The organism is Lichenibacterium ramalinae (genome assembly GCF_004137085.1).
GTDB lineage: Bacteria > Pseudomonadota > Alphaproteobacteria > Rhizobiales > Beijerinckiaceae > Lichenihabitans > Lichenihabitans ramalinae.
In genome coordinates this window covers 97,940-115,598 of the sequence record NZ_QYBC01000011.1, presented here as the reverse complement: position 1 = coordinate 115,598, position 17,659 = coordinate 97,940, and the positions used below count along the sequence as shown (strand labels likewise).

Sequence of the window (17,659 nt, the reverse complement as noted above, 5' to 3'; positions counted from 1 at the left end):
TGCCGATCGGGCAGCGGCAGGCGACAACGGCTTCCTCTTGAGCCGTGCAGGGCCGCGGTGGTTCGGGTGGCCCGGCAGAATGGCACCGACGGGGCTGGACTCGACCTCCATTCCGGTGCGAGCCTGCCGGAGCGGGCCGCTCGCCACGGGAGGATCCGTCATGACCAACGTGCTCGGTGCGGCGCTTCGGGCAGCGCAGGACCTGGTCGCCCTGCAGCGAAGGTCGGTCGGCGACGGAAGACGGGAGACCTCGGGACGCTGGTCGTTCCGCGCTTTGGTCGGCTCCTCTCCTACCGTATCGTCGACGATGTTGGCATCGTCGCCATCGTGACCTTGCGTCATCCGTCGCGCGCGCGACCGCGTCACGAAGCGTGAGCTGCAACGGCGGAAGCGCTGCAGCCCCGCTGGGCCAGCTTGAGTCCCATTCCCCTCCGGAGCCCCATCGTCCCATGCCCATCGCCCGCCCGCTGATCGCCGCCCTCCTGACCCTCGGCCTGTCGGCCGGCTTCGCCCAGGCCCGGGACTGGAGCCACGTCCGCATCGCCACGGAGGGCGCCTATCCGCCCTTCAACTCCACGACGCCCGACGGCCGCGTCATCGGCTACGAGCCGGACCTGCTCAAGTCCGTCTGCGACCGGCTCAAGATCACCTGCGACACGATCGTGCAGGACTGGGACGGGCTGATCCCCGGGCTGAAGGCCGGCAAGTTCGACGCCATCATGTCGGGCATGAGCATCACGCCCAAGCGCCTCGAAACCATCGCCTTCACGGTGCCGTACAGCCAGAGCCCCACCACTTTCGCGGTGGTGGCCGACAGCCCGCTCGCCAAGATGGCGCTGACGGGCGCCGACCTCAGCCTCGCCGACAAGGACGCCGCCGCCGCGAAGCTCGGGCCGCTGCGGGACGCGCTGAAGGGCAAGACCGTGGGCGTGCAGGTGTCGACCATCCAGGCCGACCTCATGGCGCAGTACCTGCCCGGCGTCGAACTGCGGAGCTACAAGACCAACAACGAGGTGGCGCTCGACCTCCAGGCCGGCCGCGTCGACGCCTGGATCGGCTCGCAGACCAACCTCAGCGCCAGCGTCAAGGCCACCAAGGGCGAACTCGTCTATGCCGGCCCGCTGTTCCGCGACGGGCTGCTGGGCCAGGGCTCGGCCATGGGCCTGCGCAAGGAGGACGCCGATCTCAAGGTCCTGCTCGACAAGGGCCTCGCCGAGGCCATGGCGGACGGCACGGCGCAGAAGCTGTCCACCCAATGGTTCGGCTTCGACGTCGTGCCGCACTGAGCGTTCGTGATCGGAGGCCCGTGCCGTCGGTGCCCCGCCGTCGTCGAGGCGGAGCAGCGACGCGAGCCTGTGGTCGAGCCGGCGTTCCGGAACCGGCCTCCATCACCGACGGCGTTACACGTGCCGGAGCCCCGCCGGCTCGGCGACGCGCCGGGCGGGAGCCGGTCGGCCGGAGTGGGTTCAGTGGCCGACCGCCATGTCGAGCGGCGGCTCCACGTCCTCCGGGATCGGCGGCACGAAGGGGGCGTCGCCGACGCGGGCGCGATGGTCGGCCTTGGCGCGGGCCAGCGCTTCGGGGTCGCGCATCAGGGCCAGCGCCGTCCCGGCCATGGCCTTGGCGACATGGACCATGCCCTTGTGGGCCGCCGGCGATTTGCCCTGGGCTGTGAGCTGCCACGAATGGCCCGGCGTGCCGATGGCGTAGGTGGTGCCGGCGGCCTGAACGGTCGGCACGGCCCAGCTGACCGAGCCGACGTCGGTCGAGCCGATGTCGTCGACCGACCAATGGTCGCGCTCCACCAGCCAGTCGGCGAGCGTGGCGCCTTCGCGGGGCGTCTGTCCGGCGCGCTTGAACGAGGCCGCGATGTCCTCCGGCCGCAGCGTCTTCTGGATCTCGGCCGCGAAGGCGCGGTCGGCGTCGTCGAAAACCGGGGGGCCGAGGTGGCGGAACTCCGACGCCATCACCTCCTCGAGCGGCCCGTTGCCGACGAGGTTGGCGTCGCCGCTGAAGATGCGGTGCTCGACGCTGGTTTCGGTCATCAGGGCCGCGCCCTCCGACACCTTGACGACGCGGGCGAAGAGGTCGCGCACGCCGGGCAGGTCGCGCGAGCGCACGAGGTAGCGCACCACCGCCTTGGCCTGGACGACGTTGGGGGCGATGCCGCCGGCGTCGATCAGCGCGTAATGGATGCGGGCGCTCGCCGGCATGTGCTCGCGCATGTAATTGACGCCGACGTTCATCAGCTCGACGGCGTCGAGCGCCGAGCGGCCGAGATGGGGCGCGGCCGCGGCATGGGCGGCCCGCCCCCGGAACGTGAAGTCCGCCTCGATGCAGGCCAGCGAGGCCGCGACGCGCACGCCCGTGAAGGCGGAGGGGTGCCAGCAGATGGCGGCGTCGACGTCGGCGAAGGCACCGGCCCGCACCATGTAGGTCTTGCCCGATCCGCCCTCCTCGGCCGGGCAGCCGTAGTAGCGCACGCGCCCCGGCAGGCCGTTGGCGGCGAGGAAGTCCTTCACGGCCGTGGCGGCGAGGAGCGAGGCCGAGCCGAGAAGGTTGTGGCCGCAGCCGTGGCCCGTGCCGGTCCCCGGCAGCGGCCGGTGCTCGGCGACGCCGGCCTCCTGGCTCAGCCCCGGCAACGCGTCGTATTCCCCCATGATGGCGATGACCGGGCCGCCCTCGCCCCATTCCCCCACCATGGCGGTGGGGATGCCGGCGACGGCCTCCGTCACGGTGAACCCCTGCTGCCGCAGCATGGCGGTATGTTCGGCGGCGGAGCGGTGCTCGCTGAAGTTCAACTCGGGCGTGTCGAAGACGCGGTCGGCGAGGCCCGTGAAGGCGTCGCGCTTGGCGTCCACGAGGCGCCAGATCTCGTCGGTGTTGTGCATCGTCGGTCCCAGGGTTGGAGGAGGTGTCGTGCCGTCGCCGACATCAACCCGCTCGAAGGGCGGGCCCGTCGAGCGTCCCGATCCTGCCGCGTCGCCGCCGCGGGCGAAAGCCACGAATCGCACGCGGGGGCCCGCGGCCGCGCATCCATCCCCGGCGCGCTGCCGTTATGCCGGCACGATCCGGGCCGGCACGCGGCCGCCCCCTGCACAGCGGAGACGTCACAATGGACATCGGCTTCATCGGCCTCGGCAGCATGGGGAGCGCCATGGCGGCGAACCTCGTCAAGGCCGGCCACGACGTGAGGGTGTGGAACCGGTCGCCCGAGGCGGCGCGCGCCATCGCGGGGGCCACCCCGGTCGGCGCCCCTCGGGACGCCTTCCGGGGCGATGCGGTCCTGACCATGCTGGCCGACGACGCCGCGGTGCGCGCCGTGGTGCTCGACTCGGGCGTGCTGCCGGCGGCCCCGAAGGGTCTCGTCCACGTCATGATGGCGACGATCTCGATCGCGCTCGTCGACGACCTCGCCGCCGCCCACCGGACCGCCGGCGTCGCCTACGTGGCGGCACCGGTCTTCGGGCGCCCGCCGGCCGCCGCGGCGGCGCAGCTCAACATCGTGGCGGCCGGCGACCCCGAGGCGATCGCGCGGGTGCAGCCGCTGCTCGATGTGCTGGGCACCAGGACGTGGCGCCTCGGCGACGAGCCCCGGCGCGCCAATGCCGCCAAGCTCGCCGGCAACATGATGCTGGCGCTCGCCATCGAGGCCATGGCCGAGGCGACGTCGCTGACCGAGGGCTACGGCGTGTCGAGCGCGGACTTCCTCGACATCGTCACCAACACGGTCTTCGCCAGCCCTGCCTACAAGAGCTACGGCGCCAACATCGCCGCGGGATCCTACGAGCCGGCCGGCTTCAAGCTGCGGCTCGGCCTCAAGGACGTGAACCTCGCCATCGCGGCCGCGGCCGCCAACGGCACGGTGCTGCCCGCCGCCGACCTCGTGCGCCACCACTTCATGGCCGGCATCGACCAGGGCCTGGGCGAGAAGGACTGGTCGGCCCTGGCCGAGGTGGCGCACCGGCGGGCCGGCCTGGCCCGGTGAACCCGTTGGGGCTCCGCCTTCGGCGGAGGCCCACGCCTCCGGAGCGGCTCCGCCGTCGGAGCCCCGTCCCTTAGAGCCCCTTGCCGTCGGGACGCGTCGGCGGGAGCTTGGAATATTGGATCGTGCAGCTGCCGCCGCCGAGATCGAGATAGACGACGAGGTTGTCGTTCACCGCGTCGTCCCACCGCATGGTCCTCGCGTGCACCATGTCGGCCCTACCCTCCGGCGGGCCGTAATGGGCGGCGAGCGTCTCGACGATGAGGGGACAGCTGATCCGGTCGACGGGGCTCAGAGTCACGTAGCGCAGCATGTCCTGGCGGTTGAACAGGAACGCGGCGGTGAAGGGGATGGATTCGCCCTGGTAGGAGGCCGTGAGGGCCGCCGAAAGACCGTCGGCGTCGAGCCGCCGGTCCGGGTTGGCCTGCGCCACCTCGCCCGACGCGGCCTTCACCTGGGCGGGCGTCATGCCCCATTGCGTATATTGCCAGTCCGCCGCCGCCGGCAGGACGGAGACCGCCAGGGCTCCGATGGCCAGCCCTCCGGCCGTCGCCACGCCCCCAGCGGACCGTATCCGCGCCCATCGTCCGCGCCGCACGTGCAGCTCCGTCATTCCGCCGCCCGCAGGCCCCCCGCGGGCCGGACGAAGCCGGACCTTAGCACGACCGCAGGGCGAGAGCCATTTCGCTGCACGGCTGCACGGCTGCACGGTTTCACGGCGCGCCCGCGAGCGGGGTCACAGCGCGCCCGTGAGGGCCGCCAGCACTTCCTCGGGGATCCAGGGCTTGGACACGAACTTGATGTTGTCGGGCAGGTCGCGCGTCGGGTGGACGCGGCCCGAGGTCAGCACGATGGTGATGGCGGGCCAGTTCATGGCGATATAGGCGGCGAGGTCGAGCCCGTCGGTGTCGCCCGGCATCTGGACGTCCGAGAAGACCGCGCCGACGCTCTCCGATTGTTCCAGCACGTAGGCCAGCGCGCTGTCCCCGGTCTCCAGTTGCACGACGTCGAAACCCGCTTCCTCCAGCATGGTGGCGGCGTCCATCCTGAGCATGGGGTCGTCCTCGACCACCAGAACCCGCTTCGACACGCTAGCCTCCTGGAACGCTCCCGGCGTAAAGCCACGCCGGAGTGCCCGGGTTCCCACGTCCCGCTCACGAGAGCAAGGCGTTGCGGCGGCCCGCGGGGCGGCCCGGTGCGGGCCCGCCAGGGGCGAAACGAGGCAGATCCATGGACCAACTCGCCGCCCTGCGCCTGTTCCTGCGGGCCGCCGATGCCGGCAGCTTCTCGCGGGCCGCCGCGGCCGAGCGCTGCCAGGTGTCCACGGTGTCGCGCGCCATCCTGGCGCTGGAGGAGGACCTCGGCGCCGCCCTGTTCAACCGCTCGACCCGCCACCTGCAGTTGACCGAGGCCGGCAGCCGCTTCCGCGACGGCGCCCGTCTCGTGCTCGACGATCTCGAACAGGCGCGGGCGGCCGTCACCAGCCTCGACGCGGCGCCGCGCGGGCTGCTGAAACTCAACCTGCCCACGGCCTTCGGGCGCCGCCACGTGCTGCCGGTGGTGGCCGAGTTGCAGCGCCGCCATCCGGAGCTCGCCGTCGAGGCGATGCTGACGGATGCGACCCTGGACCTCGTGGCCACGGGGGCCGACGTGGCGATCCGGATCGGCGCCCTGCCCGATTCCACCCTGGTGGCGCGGCGGCTGGCGCCCCAGCGGCGGGTGCCCTGCGGCGCGCCGGCGCTGCTGGAGCGCCTCGCCCCGGTCGTCGGCCCGGAGGATCTCGCGGCTCGGCCCTGCCTCACCCTGGCGCTGCAGCCGACCGACAAATGGTACTTCCGCCGCGAGGCCGGCCCGGCGCGGGACGGCGTGGAGGTGCCGGTGGCGGGCCGCTTCGTCAGCAACGATTCGGAAGCGCTGCGGGATGCCGCGCTCGAAGGCCTCGGCATCGCGCTCCTGCCGACGTGGCTGGTGGGGCCCGACATCGCCGCCGGTGCGCTCCGCCCGCTGCTGCCCGAGTGGCGCGCCGACATCGCGCCCGGGCCGGAGCGCGCCATCTCGGCCCTGCATACCGGCCGGCGCCTGGTGTCGCCCAAGGTGCGGGTCTTCATCGACGCCCTCGCGGCGGCGATCGGCTCGCCGCCCTATTGGGACGCCTTCGCGGCGGACGACGGCCTCACAGCAGAAGGCCGAACGGCTCCGGTTCAGCGGTGACGGGCTCGATCAGTCCGGGGTCGTCGGCGGCGCCCGGCCGGTTGACGCGCCTCGAGACGGGCCATTCGCGCAGCGACGCCGCTTCGGCGGGCTTCAGCACCTCGCGGCCGGCCTTGCCCTTCAGCCAGGCGTCGATATCCGCCTCGGCGAGCAGCACGGGCATGCGGTCGTGATAGGGCGCCATCCAGCCGCTGGCCTCCGACACGATGACGGTGCAGGACAGCACCGTTTCGCCGCTGGCCGGCTCGGTCCAGCTGTCCCACAGCCCCGCGAAGGCCAGGATGGCGCCGTCGGCGGCGGAGAAATAGTGGGGCTGCTTGCCGCCTGCGGCGTCCGTCCATTCGAAGAAGCCGGAAGCCGGGATGACGCAGCGGCGCTTGCGGAAGGCATCGCGGAACATCGGCTTCTGCGCCACGGTGTCGGCGCGGGCGTTGAACGTCGCCGGGACGGATTTCAACGGCTTGTCCCACCACACGGGCACGAGGCCCCAGCGCATCGCCAGGATCTCGCGGCCCTGCCCGCGGTCGACCACGACGTCGACTTCGGTCGTGGGGGCGATGTTGTAGCGGGGTCGCAGGTTCCTGGGCGCACCGATGACGCTCAGGAAGCCGTGCACCTCCGCCCAGGTGTAGCGCTGCGTGAACCGTCCGCACATGGCGCTTCGCCTCCCTCGCGCCGAAGTCGAGCCCGGACGGCGCCGTGGCGGCCGGCGGAGTCTCGCCGTCGGAGACCCGTCGTCAGAATGGGAGACCGGATCGGACCCGTGCCGCGGTGCCCTCCGAAATCAGCGGGGCATTCCCCTCGGTTTCGGTGTGAAGGGCGGTCATCCGCGAGTCTCGGATCCCGTCTCAGATCTTGGCGGCCGAATCGTCCGGGCCTTCGGGGGCGGCATCGGCCGAACCGGCGCCCTCACCCTCGCCCTCGCCCTCGCCGGGCGTGGTCTTGCGCTCCGCCTTCAGCTTCGCACGCTCTTCCGCCTTGGCGGCCTTGGCCTTCTCCCTTTCGCGGCGTTCGAAGTCGTAATTGGGTTTACGGGCCATCGTGGAGGCTCCACAGTCGAAGTCAAAAGGTCGGCCCTCTGCTGACATGAGTGCTCGGGAGAGGCAAGGCATGATCGAGACCGAGGCTGCCGGGCGGGAGCTCCTCGCCGCCCTGTTCCGTGCCGCCGTCGCCGCCGCCCATCCGGCCCTGGCCGTCCCGGCCCACCTGCCGCCGCGTCCGGCGGGACGCACGATCGTGGTGGGGGCCGGCAAGGCCGCGGCCCAGATGGCCCGGGCGCTGGAACAGGCCTGGGACGGGCCGCTGTCGGGCGCCGTCGTCACGCGCTACGGCTATGGCTGCGCCTGCGAGCGGATCGCCGTGATGGAGGCGTCCCACCCGGTCCCGGACGCGGCCGGCCTCGCCGCCACCGCCCGCATGGCCGAACTCGTCGCCGGGGCGACGCCCCGGGACCTCGTGGTGGCGCTGGTGTCGGGGGGCGGCTCGGCGCTGCTGCCGGCGCCGCCGCCGGGGCTCGGCCTCGACGACGAGATGGCGCTCAACGATGCGCTGCTGCGCTCCGGCGCGCCGATCGGCGCCATGAACGTGCTGCGCAAGCACGTCTCCACCGTGAAGGGCGGGAGGCTGGCGGCCCTGTCGGCCGCGCCCGTGGCCAGCCTGATCCTGTCCGACATCCCGGGCGACGCCGCCCATCTCGTGGCGTCGGGGCCGACCGTGCCGGACGTCGCCACCCGCGCCGAAGCGCTGCGCGTCGTCGCCGACTACCGGCTCGTGCTGCCCGAGGCGGTGCTGGCCCATCTCGCCACGCCGGCGGCCGATGCGCCCCGCCCGGATGACCCGTGCTTCGCCGGGCACAGCCACCGCATCGTCGCCTCGGCCGGCCTGTCCCTCGCCGCCGCCGCCGCCGAGGCGGAGCGGCTGGGCGTGGCCGCCGTGATCCTGTCCGACGCCGTCGAGGGCGAATCGCGCGACATCGGCCTGATGCATGCCGCCATCGCCCGCGAGGTGGCGGCCCGGCACCGGCCCTTCCGGCCGCCGGTGGTGATCCTGTCGGGCGGGGAAACCACCGTGACGATGGGGCTGACGGGGCGGGGCGGCCGCAACGCCGAATTCCTCCTGTCCTTCGCGCTGGCCATCGACGGGGTCGCGGGCGTCCAGGCGCTCGCCGCCGACACGGACGGGATCGACGGATCCGAGGACAATGCCGGAGCCTTCGCGGACGGCGGCACGGCGGCGGCCCTGCGCGCCGCCGGGGCAGACCCGCGCGCCCTGCTGCTGGGCCACGACAGCTACGCGGCCTTTGGCCGGATCGACGCCTTGTTCGAGACCGGCCCGACCGGGACCAACGTCAACGACTTCCGCGCCATCCTGGTCCGCTGAGGCCCGGTGGCCGAAGGCTCATCTCCCCAAAATCGAGACGGTCTTGCGATGATGTCGGCCGGTGCTCCGGCACAAGTTCGGGACGTCCACCGAGACTGGGCCCGGCCCGGCGCGAAAATGCGCGTCCGCCGACGCGCTTGTGACGACGGCACGCTTCAACGGCGGCCCCGCAGGGCCTAAGGTCGGCAGGGTTCGAACATGGTTTCGGATGTGGCTTCGGACATGGGCGCGGCGCGGGAGTGGGGAGCATGGCGGGGGAGGGAGACATGCTGGTCCGCAAACTGGCCAGCATCGCGGTCATCACGGCGGAAGAACGCGACGCCCTGCTGGCTCTTCCCATCGCGGTGAGGGAGATCCCGGCCCGCCAGGACATCGTGCGGACGGGCGACAAGCCCGTCCATTGCTGCCTGGTGATGGCGGGCTTGGCCTTCCGCTACAAGCTGATCGGCGACGGCAAGCGGCAGATCCTCAATTTCCACGTGCCCGGCGACATCCCCGACCTGCAAAGCCTGCACCTCGCCGTGATGGACCACAACCTCGCCGCCCTGACGCCGCTGACGGCGGGGTTCATCCCGCACGATGCGGTCCACGACCTCAATGCCCGCTTCCCCTGCCTGGCCGGTGCCCTGTGGCGCGACACGCTGGCCGATGCCGCGGTGCTGCGCGAGCGCATCGTCAGCATCGGGCAGCGCGATGGGCTGAGCCGCACCGCCCATTTCATGTGCGAGATGTTTCGCCGGCTCGCCGCCGTCGGCCTCGCCGCCGACTGCGCCATGGCGCTGCCCATCACGCAGGTCGAGATCGCGGACGCGCTCGGCATGTCCTTCGTCCACGTGAACCGCATGTTGCGCGAACTGCGCGAACGCCGGCTCATCACGCTGCAGGGGCAGCGGGTGCTGGTCGAGAACTGGGCCGAGCTCGAGGCCCTGGCGGATTTCGACCCCGCCTACCTGCATCTCGAGGCCCGGGACCGGCCGAAGGGCATCTGAGGCCGCCGCCGCGGCGCAGCCCCGCTCCCGTGGTCGGACGGGCCCCGACCGACGCGAGGCGGCCTGAAGCCTCACGGCTCGGTGTCGTCGCCGGCCCCGCCCGTCGCCGACCATTCCTTGACGCGGGCGAGGTGGTCGTAGGTGCCGAAGCGCGAGGCGTATTTGGGGAAGGGGCGGGCGAGGTAGCCGGTGCTTTCCGAGCGGAAGCTGTTCAGCAGGCGCACCAGTTCGTCCCGATGCGCGGCCACCACGTCGGCGAAGGGCGGGTCGCCCTTCCAGTCGAGCGCGATGCGCTGGGCGACGTCGTCGGCGCCGAACTTGACGTAGACGGCGGCCGCCACCTCCTTCACCTCGGGCAGGGTGGTGAAGGCCCCCCTGGCCACCATCTCGGCTTCCAGCGTCAGCTGCGGGGCGAAGCCGACCTTGACCTCGCGGATCGACGGCGGCGCACCGGTCTTGAAGTCGACGATCGTGGCCCGCTTCTGCCCGTCGATCTCGATGCGGTCGGCCGTGGCGGTGAGGGTGAAGATCGAGCCGTCGTGGAGCGGGATGGGCAGCGAGCCCGATTCCTCGACGAAGACCTGGCCCGGCGTGCGCCGCTGCTCCTCGTCCCAGTCCCGGAAGGCGCGCGTCCAGTGGAGGATGCGGGGCCATTGGAAGGCGCGGAACTGCGCGTCGCGCAGGGCATCGGCGAAGGCGTCGCGGGCCAGCGCCTCCATGCCGTCCTGGTCGGGGATGAAGCCGGTGCCGGCGTAGGTCCGGGTCACGTCCCGGATCAGGGCGTGGAAGTTCGTGCCGTATTCGCGCAAGCCCATGACGGCGGCGAGCGGCTCCAGCGGCGCCAGCCGCAGCACCTTCTCGGCATAGATGGAATAGGGGTCGCGGCGCAGCGTCTCGATGCGGGTGACGCTGAGCTTCACCGGCCGCAGTGCCACCGGGGGGCGGGGGGCGGGGCGGGCGATGGCCCGCACGGCCGAGGGGCGGTCGAGCGCGCGGGCATGGCCGAGGTAGAGGTCCCCCCGGGCCCGCGGTGCGTCGAGCCCTTCGGCCGCCACCGCGCCGAGCCGCTGCAGGAAGCGCGACGGCACCGTGGGGGAGCCGCCGCGCTTCTTCGCCCGCGTCACCATCACGTTGGGCTGGCCGAGCGCCATCTCGAAGTCGTGGGCGGTGCGGCCCAGCCGCCGCTCGGGCGGGCTGAGGCCGAGCGCGGCCCGCATGGGCCGGTTGAGGAAGGGGTCGGCCCGGGCGGCCGGAGGCCACACCGTCTCGTCGAGCCCGCCCAGCACCATGAGGTCGGCCGACAGCAGGCGAGCCTCGAGCAGGCCGAGGATCTTCAGGCGCGGGTGGCTGCGGTTGGGCCCGCGCACCGGCGTCTCGGCGGCGAGCCGGTCGAAGAGCGCGCCATAGCCAGGGCAGTCCAGCACGATGGCGGGATCGGCCGAGACGTCGAGTTCCTCGAACAGCGCGCCGAGCACGCTGAAACCGGCGCCGCTCAGCGACACGTCGCCGGTCTCGTCGCGCGCCAGTTCGGCCAGCACGGCCTCGTGGGCGGCGAGCCAGGCCGGGAGCGGCGCCTCGCGCGGCAGAGCCCGCAACGGCCGGAGCGCCGCCAGCAGGTCGGCCAGGAAGGTGCCGAGCGCGTCGAACTCCGCCTCCGGGATGATGCGCAGTTCGTGGCCGGCATGCGGTGCGGTACGGCGGTCCCGCGCGGCCGCGATCAGCGCCGCCGGATCGCCGAGCGCGAGCGGCGGCAGCACGCCCCGCAGCACGGCGAGCTCGAGGTGGCGCGCCGCCCGGATGACGGCGCCGCGCGAGCGGCCGAGGCGGACGTCCGGGTGGTGGAGCAGCGCCAGCATCTCGACGGGCGCGAGCTCCTTCAGGGCACAGTCCAGCACCAGCCGGGCCAGCGCGCCCGCGGGGGTCTGGCCGAGGGGCTCGCCGCTCGATTCCTCGATGTCGATGCCCCAGCGCGTCAGCTCCTCGCGCACGCGCCGCGCCAGTTCCCGGTCGGGCGTCACGAGCGCCGCCGTTCCGGGCCCCTCCAGCGTTTCGCGCAGCGCCACCGCGATGGCACGCGCTTCCTCGTTCTCGTCCTCGGCCTCGACCAGCGTGACGCCGGTGAGCGCCGCCTCCATGTCGAGGTCGACGTGGCGCCAAAGCTCCGTCGTGGCGGCCGGGCGCAGGGCTTCGCCGATGAGCCGGCCGCGTGCCGCGAGGCCGGGCGGAACCTGCCCGAGGGGCCGGACGGCCTCGCGCTCGACGCCGATGGCGGCGACGAGGCCGCGCAGCGCCGCCTGCGGGTGGCCGGCGACCGGGTCGGTCTCGGCGTCGCCGGCCCCGAAGCCGCCGATGAGCCGCCAGGACGCGGCGTCGAGGCCCTGGTCGAGGCCCGGCAGCACGACCGCACCCTGCGGCAGGCGGGCCACCACGGCGATGAGCCGCGCGGTGGCGCTGTTGGTGCCGGTCGAGCCCGCCACCACGACGGGGCCGCGCGGCGCCCCGTCGGTCAGGCGCGCGCATTCGGCGTCGATGAGGGCGATCTGGCGCGTGGCGGCATCCACGCGGTCGAGGCTCTCCAGGATGGCGGGATAGCGCGTGATGGCGACGTCGAGGAAGTCGAGCGTGATGCGCCAGTAGCGGTCGAAGTCTTCCGTGCCGAGCGGCTCGACGCGGTGCCAGGCGACGCCCTCGATGGCGAGCTCGTCGATGAGCGTGGCGAGTTCGCCCGACAGGTGCCAGGCATCGGCGGGCGAGGTGGCGACGAGCAGCGGTTCCTCGGCCCGGGTGGCGCGCCGCCCGTCGGGCTCCACCGCCACGATGGCGTGGCGGACGGCCTGGCCCCAGGCGATGATGAGCCGCGTCAGCAGCATGCGCCGGGCGATGGGGCTCAACGCCACCGGCAGGCCTTCGGCGAAGTCCGCCCCGGCGCTCCCGTCGGCCGGGTCCGGATCCTCGAACAGCAGTTCGGTGTCGTCGAGCGCACCGAGCGGCACGATGCGGGGCAGCAGCGCCGAAGCGCCGCCGAGCCGCGATGCGAGGGTGGCGCCGAGCGCGCGAGCGGAGCGGCGCGTCGGCACGTAGACGGTGGCGGCGGCGAGGCCGAGCGGGCCGACGTCGCGCGAGAAGCCCGGCACCAGCGTCCCGTCGAGCAGGGCGTCCGACAGGGTCCGCAGGAAGGGCGCGCCGGGCGGGATTGTGAAGACCCGGGGGGTGTCGCTGGAACTCACGCTGGCCGCCACGATCCGCCCGTGCCTCCCTGGATCCGGGCGCCCGGCCCGGGAGCCGGGAGCATAGGGGACGGCGGGCCGCCCTGGCCAGCCGCGCCCTCCCGTCGCCTGCCGCGGCGCGGCCCGGCCGCTATTCGACCGATTCCCGGATCGCCGCCTCGGCTTCGGCGATGGCGTCCGGGGTGCCGACATGGAGCCAGCGGCCGTCGAGCCGGGTGGCGAAGAGGCGACCCCGCTCGGCGGCCGCGAAGAAGTAAGGGGCGAGGCGCACGGGCGTGCCGTCGGCGAGGTCCGCGAAGGCCTGGGGCTTCATGACGCCGACCCCGGCATAGACGAAGGGCGCGACGTCGCCCTCGGCCCGGCGCACGAGGCGCCCCTCGGGATCCATGTGGAAGTCGCCCGGCCAGTCGACGCCGATGCTGGTGGCGGCATCGGCCACGAGCAGCAGGACGTCCATGCGGTCGGGGTCCCAGTCGGCGAAGAGCCGGGGCAGGTTGGGGCGTGGGCCCGCGATCCACACGGCGTCGGTGTTGCACACCAGGAAGGCGTCCGCCCCGATGTGGGGCAGGGCGCGGCGGATGCCGCCCGCCTGGTCGAGCAGGCGGGCGCGCTCGTCCGACACCGTGACGGCCGGCGCGGCGCGGCCCGCGACGTGGCGTTCGATCTGGTCGGCGAGGTGGTGCACGTTGACGACGGCGCGCGACACTCCGGCGTCGGCGAGCCGATCCAGCATGTGGTCCAGCATGGCGCGGCCGGCGATCCGCACCAGGGGCTTGGGCAGCGTGTCGGTCACCGGCCTCATGCGGCTGCCGAGGCCGGCGGCGAAGACCATGGCGGCCGCTGGGACGAAGCCCGCCACGGTCAGGCCGTCTCGCGGGCCGGTGCCGGCCGGGGCGCCAGCACCCGGGGCATGTAGGTCTCGTACCAGCCGCGCAGTTCCGCCAGGGCGGGATGGGCCAGCCCCTTGATCAGATAGCCTTCGATGCGCGGCAGCATGGCGAGATATTGCGGCTTGCCGTCGCGCTTGTCGAGCCGGGCGAAGATGCCGAGGAGCTTCGTGGCCCGCTGGGCGCCGAGGATGGCGTACGCGCGCACGAAGCCCGCCATGTCGAAGGCCGGATCCATGCTGGCGCGCAGCTGCGCATAGGCGCCGAGCAGCTTCAGCTCCAGGGCGTCCGGGACCGTGACGCGCGCGTCCTGCAGCAGGGCGGCGACGTCGTAGGCCGGGTGGCCGAGCACGCAGTCCTGGAAGTCGATGACGCCGACGCGGGCCAGGCCTTCGCGCCCGTCGAGCCAGATGAGGTTCGGCGAATGATAGTCGCGCAGCGTCCAGGTCGTGTCCCGGCCCACGACCTCGCCGAAGAGCCGGCTGCAGATGCCCATGAAGGCGTTGCGGCCGCTGGCCGGGATGGCGATGCGGCCGATGTGGGGAGCGTACCAGTCGATCACGAGCTCGGCCTCGACCTGCAGCGCGTCGAGGTCGTAGGGCGGGATGGCGTAGCTGCCGTCGCCGAGTGGCACCGTCGCGGGCAGGTCGGTGGCATGCAGCCGGGCCAGCAGCGCCACGGCTTCGAGGTAGCGCTCCGGGATGGGACCTTCGGCGTCGACGAAGGGCTCCGATCCCAGGTCCTCGAGCACGGCGATCCCGGCGGCGGCGTCGGCCGCGTAGACGTCCGGGGCCGAGACGCCCTGGCGACGCAGCGCGGCATCCATGGCCAGGAAGGGCCGGATGTCGCCGGCGAGCCGGGCGATCTCGTGATAGGGCTTGCCGAAGCGGACCACGGGCGCGTCGGCGCGGGGCGGCGAGGTCATGAAGAGGGCGGTGCGGCCATCGGGGAGGCCGAGGCGCTCGTAGGCCCGGGTGGAAGCATCGCCCGTGAGATGGGTTCGGGTGGCGTCGGCGAAGCCGGCCGCCTTGAGCAGCGATTCCACGGCTTCCGTCTGGGCGATGCGGGCGGAGAAATGGCCGAAGCCCGTCACGGTGGCGGTGCGCGCCGTCTCGGGTTGGTCCGGATCGATCGACATGGTGACGTCGAGCCGGTCCTCGGGCAGGGCGTCGCCGATGCGCTCCGCCCATTCGACGATGAGCAGCGCGCCGTCCGACGCCTCGTCCCAGCCGAGTTCGGCGAGTTCGTCGGCCGAGCGGATCCGGTACAGGTCGGCGTGCACCACCGGGAAGGCCGGCGTGTCGTAGAGCTGCATCAGCGTGAAGGTGGGGCTCGGCACGTCGAGCTCCGGCTCGCCGGCGAGGTGGCGCACGAGGGCCCGGGCGAAGGTGGTCTTGCCGACGCCGAGGTCGCCCGACAGGGTGACGAGGTCGCCCGCCCGCAGGAAATCGGCGATCCGGGCGGCGAAGCGCACCGTCTCGTCCGGCGTCGGCAGGAGCACCGACCACACCGCCTGCGATGCCGCTCGATTGGCCAAACCGTCGAACTCCCCGGATGCCGGCTCGGGCACCCGCCCGCGGCCCGTCACTACACGAGGGTCCCACCATGGACAATCATGGTGAACGGAGGGTAAACCAGGCCAGCGGTCGCGCCGTCCCGGTGCTCGGGACCGCAGCTTTCGCGCGCGAAAACGGGCTCCGCTGCAGGGGGAAAAGGTTGACATTCCGCCGGCACGGTCCTTATCTGCGCGTCACTGATCGAAGGCCGACGACTTTGCCTCCGCGTGCCGATGTTCTCGGACGCCTGCTTACGAACTCCCCCCGGACGATTGGTTGCGCCGGCACACGACGCCGCGTACCACACTTTGGAATTGAAAGGGTTCGGTCATGAGCACCGGCACCGTGAAGTGGTTCAATGCCCAGAAGGGTTACGGTTTCATCCAGCCCGACGACGGCACCAAGGACGTGTTCGTGCACATCAGCGCGGTGGAGCGTGCCGGCTTCAACGATCTTCGCGAAGGCCAGAAGATCAGCTTCGAACTGACCACCGATCGCCGTTCCGGCAAGGTGTCGGCCGACAAGCTTCAGGCGGCCGAATAATCATCGAGCCTCCGGCCCACATGGGGCCGTGCCCGGGCGCAAGAAAGGAACTATCGTTGCAGATTCTGGTTCGCGACAACAACATCGAGCAGGCTCTCAAGGCGCTGAAGCGCAAGCTCCAGCGTGAGGGCGTGTTCCGTGAGATGAAGCGCCGCGCCGAATACGAGAAGCCGTCCGAGAAGCGCGCCCGCGAGCGGGCCGAGGCCATCCGCCGCGTGCGGAAGTTGGCCCGGAAGCAGGCTCAGCGTGAAGGGCTCCTGCCTGCGCCCAAGCGCAAGCCGATGATGCCCCCGCGGCCCGTGGCTCCCAGCGCGTCCTGACGACGGCGCGGCCGGCGAGGCCGCCGCTTCGGTGAAGACGTCCACGACGGGTGCAGCTCAGGCTGCACCCGTCGTCGTTTCGTGCCAGCCGCGGTTTCGGCCGCGGCTGTCGTCATCCATCGATGGGCGCGGCTTCGGCCGCGCCTTTTGTCGTGGCGCAGAGCCCCAGGCTCGACGATGCGCGTCGGTGCGCGGTGCGGCCCGGGGCTCGGTGGTTGCCCCGGCATCCGGCCATGCAAGGCGGCAACTTACCCCGCGCTCAGGCGTTGAATCCACGTAGGTGGATGGGGATCGGGCACCGGGGGTGCCGCACCGTCCGGTACAGCGATTCCGGGGCCGAGGCCCGATGAGGACTGAATTGATGGCCGATCACTCCGAAGCCGCGCGGTTGCGGGCCGAAGCGCGGTTCGAGAAGCAGCAGAAGACCAGCGAGGAGAACGCGGCCGTCTGGGCGCAATATCAGGCTTCCTGTGTCGCCGTGCGGGAGCGCACCTCGTCGCTGCGTGAACTCCGCCTCGCCAAGGAGGCGCAGGAGGCCAAGGTCGCCGCCGCCGCCGCTTTGCAGAAGGCCGCGACGAAGAAGAAGCGCAAGGTCGCCGTCAAGGCCTGAAGCCGAGGCGCGTGTCGCCCGCCGGCGGACCGTTCCGCCCGCGGGACGCCCCGGTCAGGCGCGGGCTTCGGCCTGGCGGATGAGCCGGCCGAGGTCCGCCAGTTGGTCGTGGTGGAGCAGCACGACATCGTTGGCCCGCGCCAATTCGTGAGCCGACCGGGTGAAGCTGGCATTGGAGACGACGGCGGCCCAGTCGCCCGCGTGAAAGCCCAGGGCGGCATGGGCTTCCTGGACGGCCTTGTTGCCGACGGGCTTCGAGTAGAACTTGCATTGGATCACGACCCGGCAGCCCTGGGCTTCGGCGATGAGGTCGGCGCCCTGGTCCCCCGTGACGGGCGTGGTCTCGACCCGCCATCCCTGCTCCTGCAGCAGGTTGCGGCAGAGCGTCTCGTAATGCTCCCCCGAGATGATGTCGGCGTCGTGGACCGAACCCGTCCCGGCTTCCTCCTCTTGGCTCAACGTCGCCAGCAGGGCCCGTGTCAGTGCCGGCCGCAGCTTCGACCCGGTCCGGGCCGCATCGGCGTCGAGGCCGAGCGATCGGGCCTCGCGCAAGATGACGTTGTCGATGAAGTAGTCGACGTGGTCGATCCAGGGCTGCAGCCCGTAATTGCCGTAGCCGTCGTGGATGACCAGCTGTTTCCGCTTGACGCTCAGCAGGCGCGCGTAGCGCGTCGTCACGGTCCTGGCGAGCGCGATCAGCCGCGCGCCGCGCCGCCGGACGCGCCAGCGCAACCCTGCCGCCGCCGTCAGGACCACGGCGCCGACGAGGGCCGTGCCTTCCGCCCATCCTCCGACCATGCCGTCCCGTTCCCACCCCGCCAGCGTGTGTCCTGCAAGCGCCGACACACGCCAGTCCTATCACGCGAGCCTGTTCACGGGGTTAAGTCGGACATCCACGCCAACGTGCGCCTTCGCCTGCGACGGATACGGTCCATCTCCGGACCGAGAGCCG

At 72.4% G+C, this 17,659-nt stretch carries 18 protein-coding genes; 9 read left to right on the top strand and 9 right to left on the bottom strand.

Annotated elements, in window-relative coordinates:
- The first annotated feature begins 160 nt into the window (after positions 1-160).
- Positions 161-331 (top strand): hypothetical protein, encoded by a 171-nt coding sequence (locus tag D3272_RS27340; RefSeq protein ID WP_165361354.1) that lies wholly within the window; start codon positions 161-163, stop codon positions 329-331.
- A 118-nt stretch (positions 332-449) separates the two neighbouring features.
- Positions 450-1,286 carry a transporter substrate-binding domain-containing protein gene (locus D3272_RS14160; RefSeq protein ID WP_129219845.1) on the top strand — a complete coding sequence of 279 codons (837 nt, stop codon included), beginning with the start codon at positions 450-452 and terminating at the stop codon, positions 1,284-1,286.
- 180 nt (positions 1,287-1,466) lie between these two features.
- Here D3272_RS14160 and D3272_RS14155 read toward each other — a convergent pair whose 3' ends face one another.
- Complete coding sequence (locus D3272_RS14155; protein ID WP_129219844.1) at positions 1,467-2,891, bottom strand: M20 family metallopeptidase; 1,425 nt, start codon at positions 2,889-2,891, stop codon at positions 1,467-1,469.
- A gap of 224 nt (positions 2,892-3,115) precedes the next feature.
- Here D3272_RS14155 and D3272_RS14150 point away from each other — a divergent pair, with 224 nt between their 5' ends.
- Positions 3,116-3,988, top strand: a complete 873-nt coding sequence (locus D3272_RS14150) for an NAD(P)-dependent oxidoreductase (RefSeq protein ID WP_129219843.1) — start codon at positions 3,116-3,118, stop codon at positions 3,986-3,988.
- A gap of 70 nt (positions 3,989-4,058) precedes the next feature.
- On the opposite strand, the gene D3272_RS14145 is transcribed toward D3272_RS14150, so the two are convergent.
- A complete protein-coding gene (locus D3272_RS14145; protein WP_129219842.1) occupies positions 4,059-4,541 on the bottom strand; it encodes a hypothetical protein in 483 nt (160 codons plus the stop codon).
- 180 nt (positions 4,542-4,721) lie between these two features.
- The gene (locus D3272_RS14140) at positions 4,722-5,075 is read right to left on the bottom strand and encodes a response regulator (RefSeq protein WP_129219841.1); all 354 of its coding nucleotides are present in this window, start codon (positions 5,073-5,075) and stop codon (positions 4,722-4,724) included.
- Between the two features lie 140 nt (positions 5,076-5,215).
- On the opposite strand from D3272_RS14140, the gene D3272_RS14135 reads away from it, so the two are divergent.
- Entirely contained in the window at positions 5,216-6,196 is a 981-nt protein-coding gene (locus D3272_RS14135) for a LysR family transcriptional regulator (protein WP_129219840.1), read from the top strand.
- Here the strand turns inward: D3272_RS14135 and D3272_RS14130 are convergent.
- Positions 6,159-6,851: an SOS response-associated peptidase gene (locus D3272_RS14130; protein ID WP_129219839.1), complete on the bottom strand. Its 693-nt coding sequence runs from the start codon at positions 6,849-6,851 to the stop codon at positions 6,159-6,161. The genes D3272_RS14135 and D3272_RS14130 overlap by 38 nt on opposite strands.
- 193 nt (positions 6,852-7,044) lie before the next feature.
- Positions 7,045-7,236, bottom strand: coding sequence for a hypothetical protein (locus D3272_RS14125; protein WP_129219838.1), 192 nt, complete (start codon positions 7,234-7,236; stop codon positions 7,045-7,047).
- A gap of 70 nt (positions 7,237-7,306) precedes the next feature.
- On the opposite strand from D3272_RS14125, the gene D3272_RS14120 reads away from it, so the two are divergent.
- Both D3272_RS14120 and D3272_RS14115 read left to right on the top strand, forming a co-directional pair.
- Complete coding sequence (locus tag D3272_RS14120; protein WP_129219837.1) at positions 7,307-8,575, top strand: glycerate kinase type-2 family protein; 1,269 nt, start codon at positions 7,307-7,309, stop codon at positions 8,573-8,575.
- A 266-nt stretch (positions 8,576-8,841) separates the two neighbouring features.
- Positions 8,842-9,564: a Crp/Fnr family transcriptional regulator gene (locus tag D3272_RS14115; protein ID WP_245496570.1), complete on the top strand. Its 723-nt coding sequence runs from the start codon at positions 8,842-8,844 to the stop codon at positions 9,562-9,564.
- A 71-nt stretch (positions 9,565-9,635) separates the two neighbouring features.
- Here D3272_RS14115 and addB read toward each other — a convergent pair whose 3' ends face one another.
- From addB to tsaE, 3 genes are all read right to left on the bottom strand, one after another.
- Positions 9,636-12,791, bottom strand: a complete 3,156-nt coding sequence (gene addB, locus D3272_RS14110; RefSeq protein ID WP_245496569.1) for a double-strand break repair protein AddB — start codon at positions 12,789-12,791, stop codon at positions 9,636-9,638.
- Positions 12,792-12,921: 130 nt separating this feature from the next.
- Positions 12,922-13,623, bottom strand: coding sequence for a nucleotidyltransferase family protein (locus tag D3272_RS14105; RefSeq protein WP_129219939.1), 702 nt, complete (start codon positions 13,621-13,623; stop codon positions 12,922-12,924).
- Between the two features lie 29 nt (positions 13,624-13,652).
- Positions 13,653-15,215, bottom strand: a complete 1,563-nt coding sequence (gene tsaE, locus D3272_RS14100) for a tRNA (adenosine(37)-N6)-threonylcarbamoyltransferase complex ATPase subunit type 1 TsaE (protein WP_129219834.1) — start codon at positions 15,213-15,215, stop codon at positions 13,653-13,655.
- A 349-nt stretch (positions 15,216-15,564) separates the two neighbouring features.
- Here tsaE and D3272_RS14095 point away from each other — a divergent pair, with 349 nt between their 5' ends.
- The 3 genes from D3272_RS14095 (at position 15,565) to D3272_RS14085 (ending at position 16,707) form a co-directional block, all read left to right on the top strand.
- Positions 15,565-15,777, top strand: coding sequence for a cold-shock protein (locus tag D3272_RS14095; protein ID WP_129219833.1), 213 nt, complete (start codon positions 15,565-15,567; stop codon positions 15,775-15,777).
- 56 nt (positions 15,778-15,833) lie between these two features.
- Positions 15,834-16,097 (top strand): 30S ribosomal protein S21, encoded by a 264-nt coding sequence (gene rpsU / locus D3272_RS14090; protein ID WP_129219832.1) that lies wholly within the window; start codon positions 15,834-15,836, stop codon positions 16,095-16,097.
- A 361-nt stretch (positions 16,098-16,458) separates the two neighbouring features.
- Positions 16,459-16,707 (top strand): hypothetical protein, encoded by a 249-nt coding sequence (locus tag D3272_RS14085; protein ID WP_129219831.1) that lies wholly within the window; start codon positions 16,459-16,461, stop codon positions 16,705-16,707.
- 54 nt (positions 16,708-16,761) lie between these two features.
- On the opposite strand, the gene D3272_RS14080 is transcribed toward D3272_RS14085, so the two are convergent.
- On the bottom strand, positions 16,762-17,553 hold the full coding sequence (locus D3272_RS14080) for a restriction endonuclease (RefSeq protein ID WP_245496568.1): 792 nt from the start codon (positions 17,551-17,553) through the stop codon (positions 16,762-16,764).
- Positions 17,554-17,659: the final 106 nt, after the last annotated feature.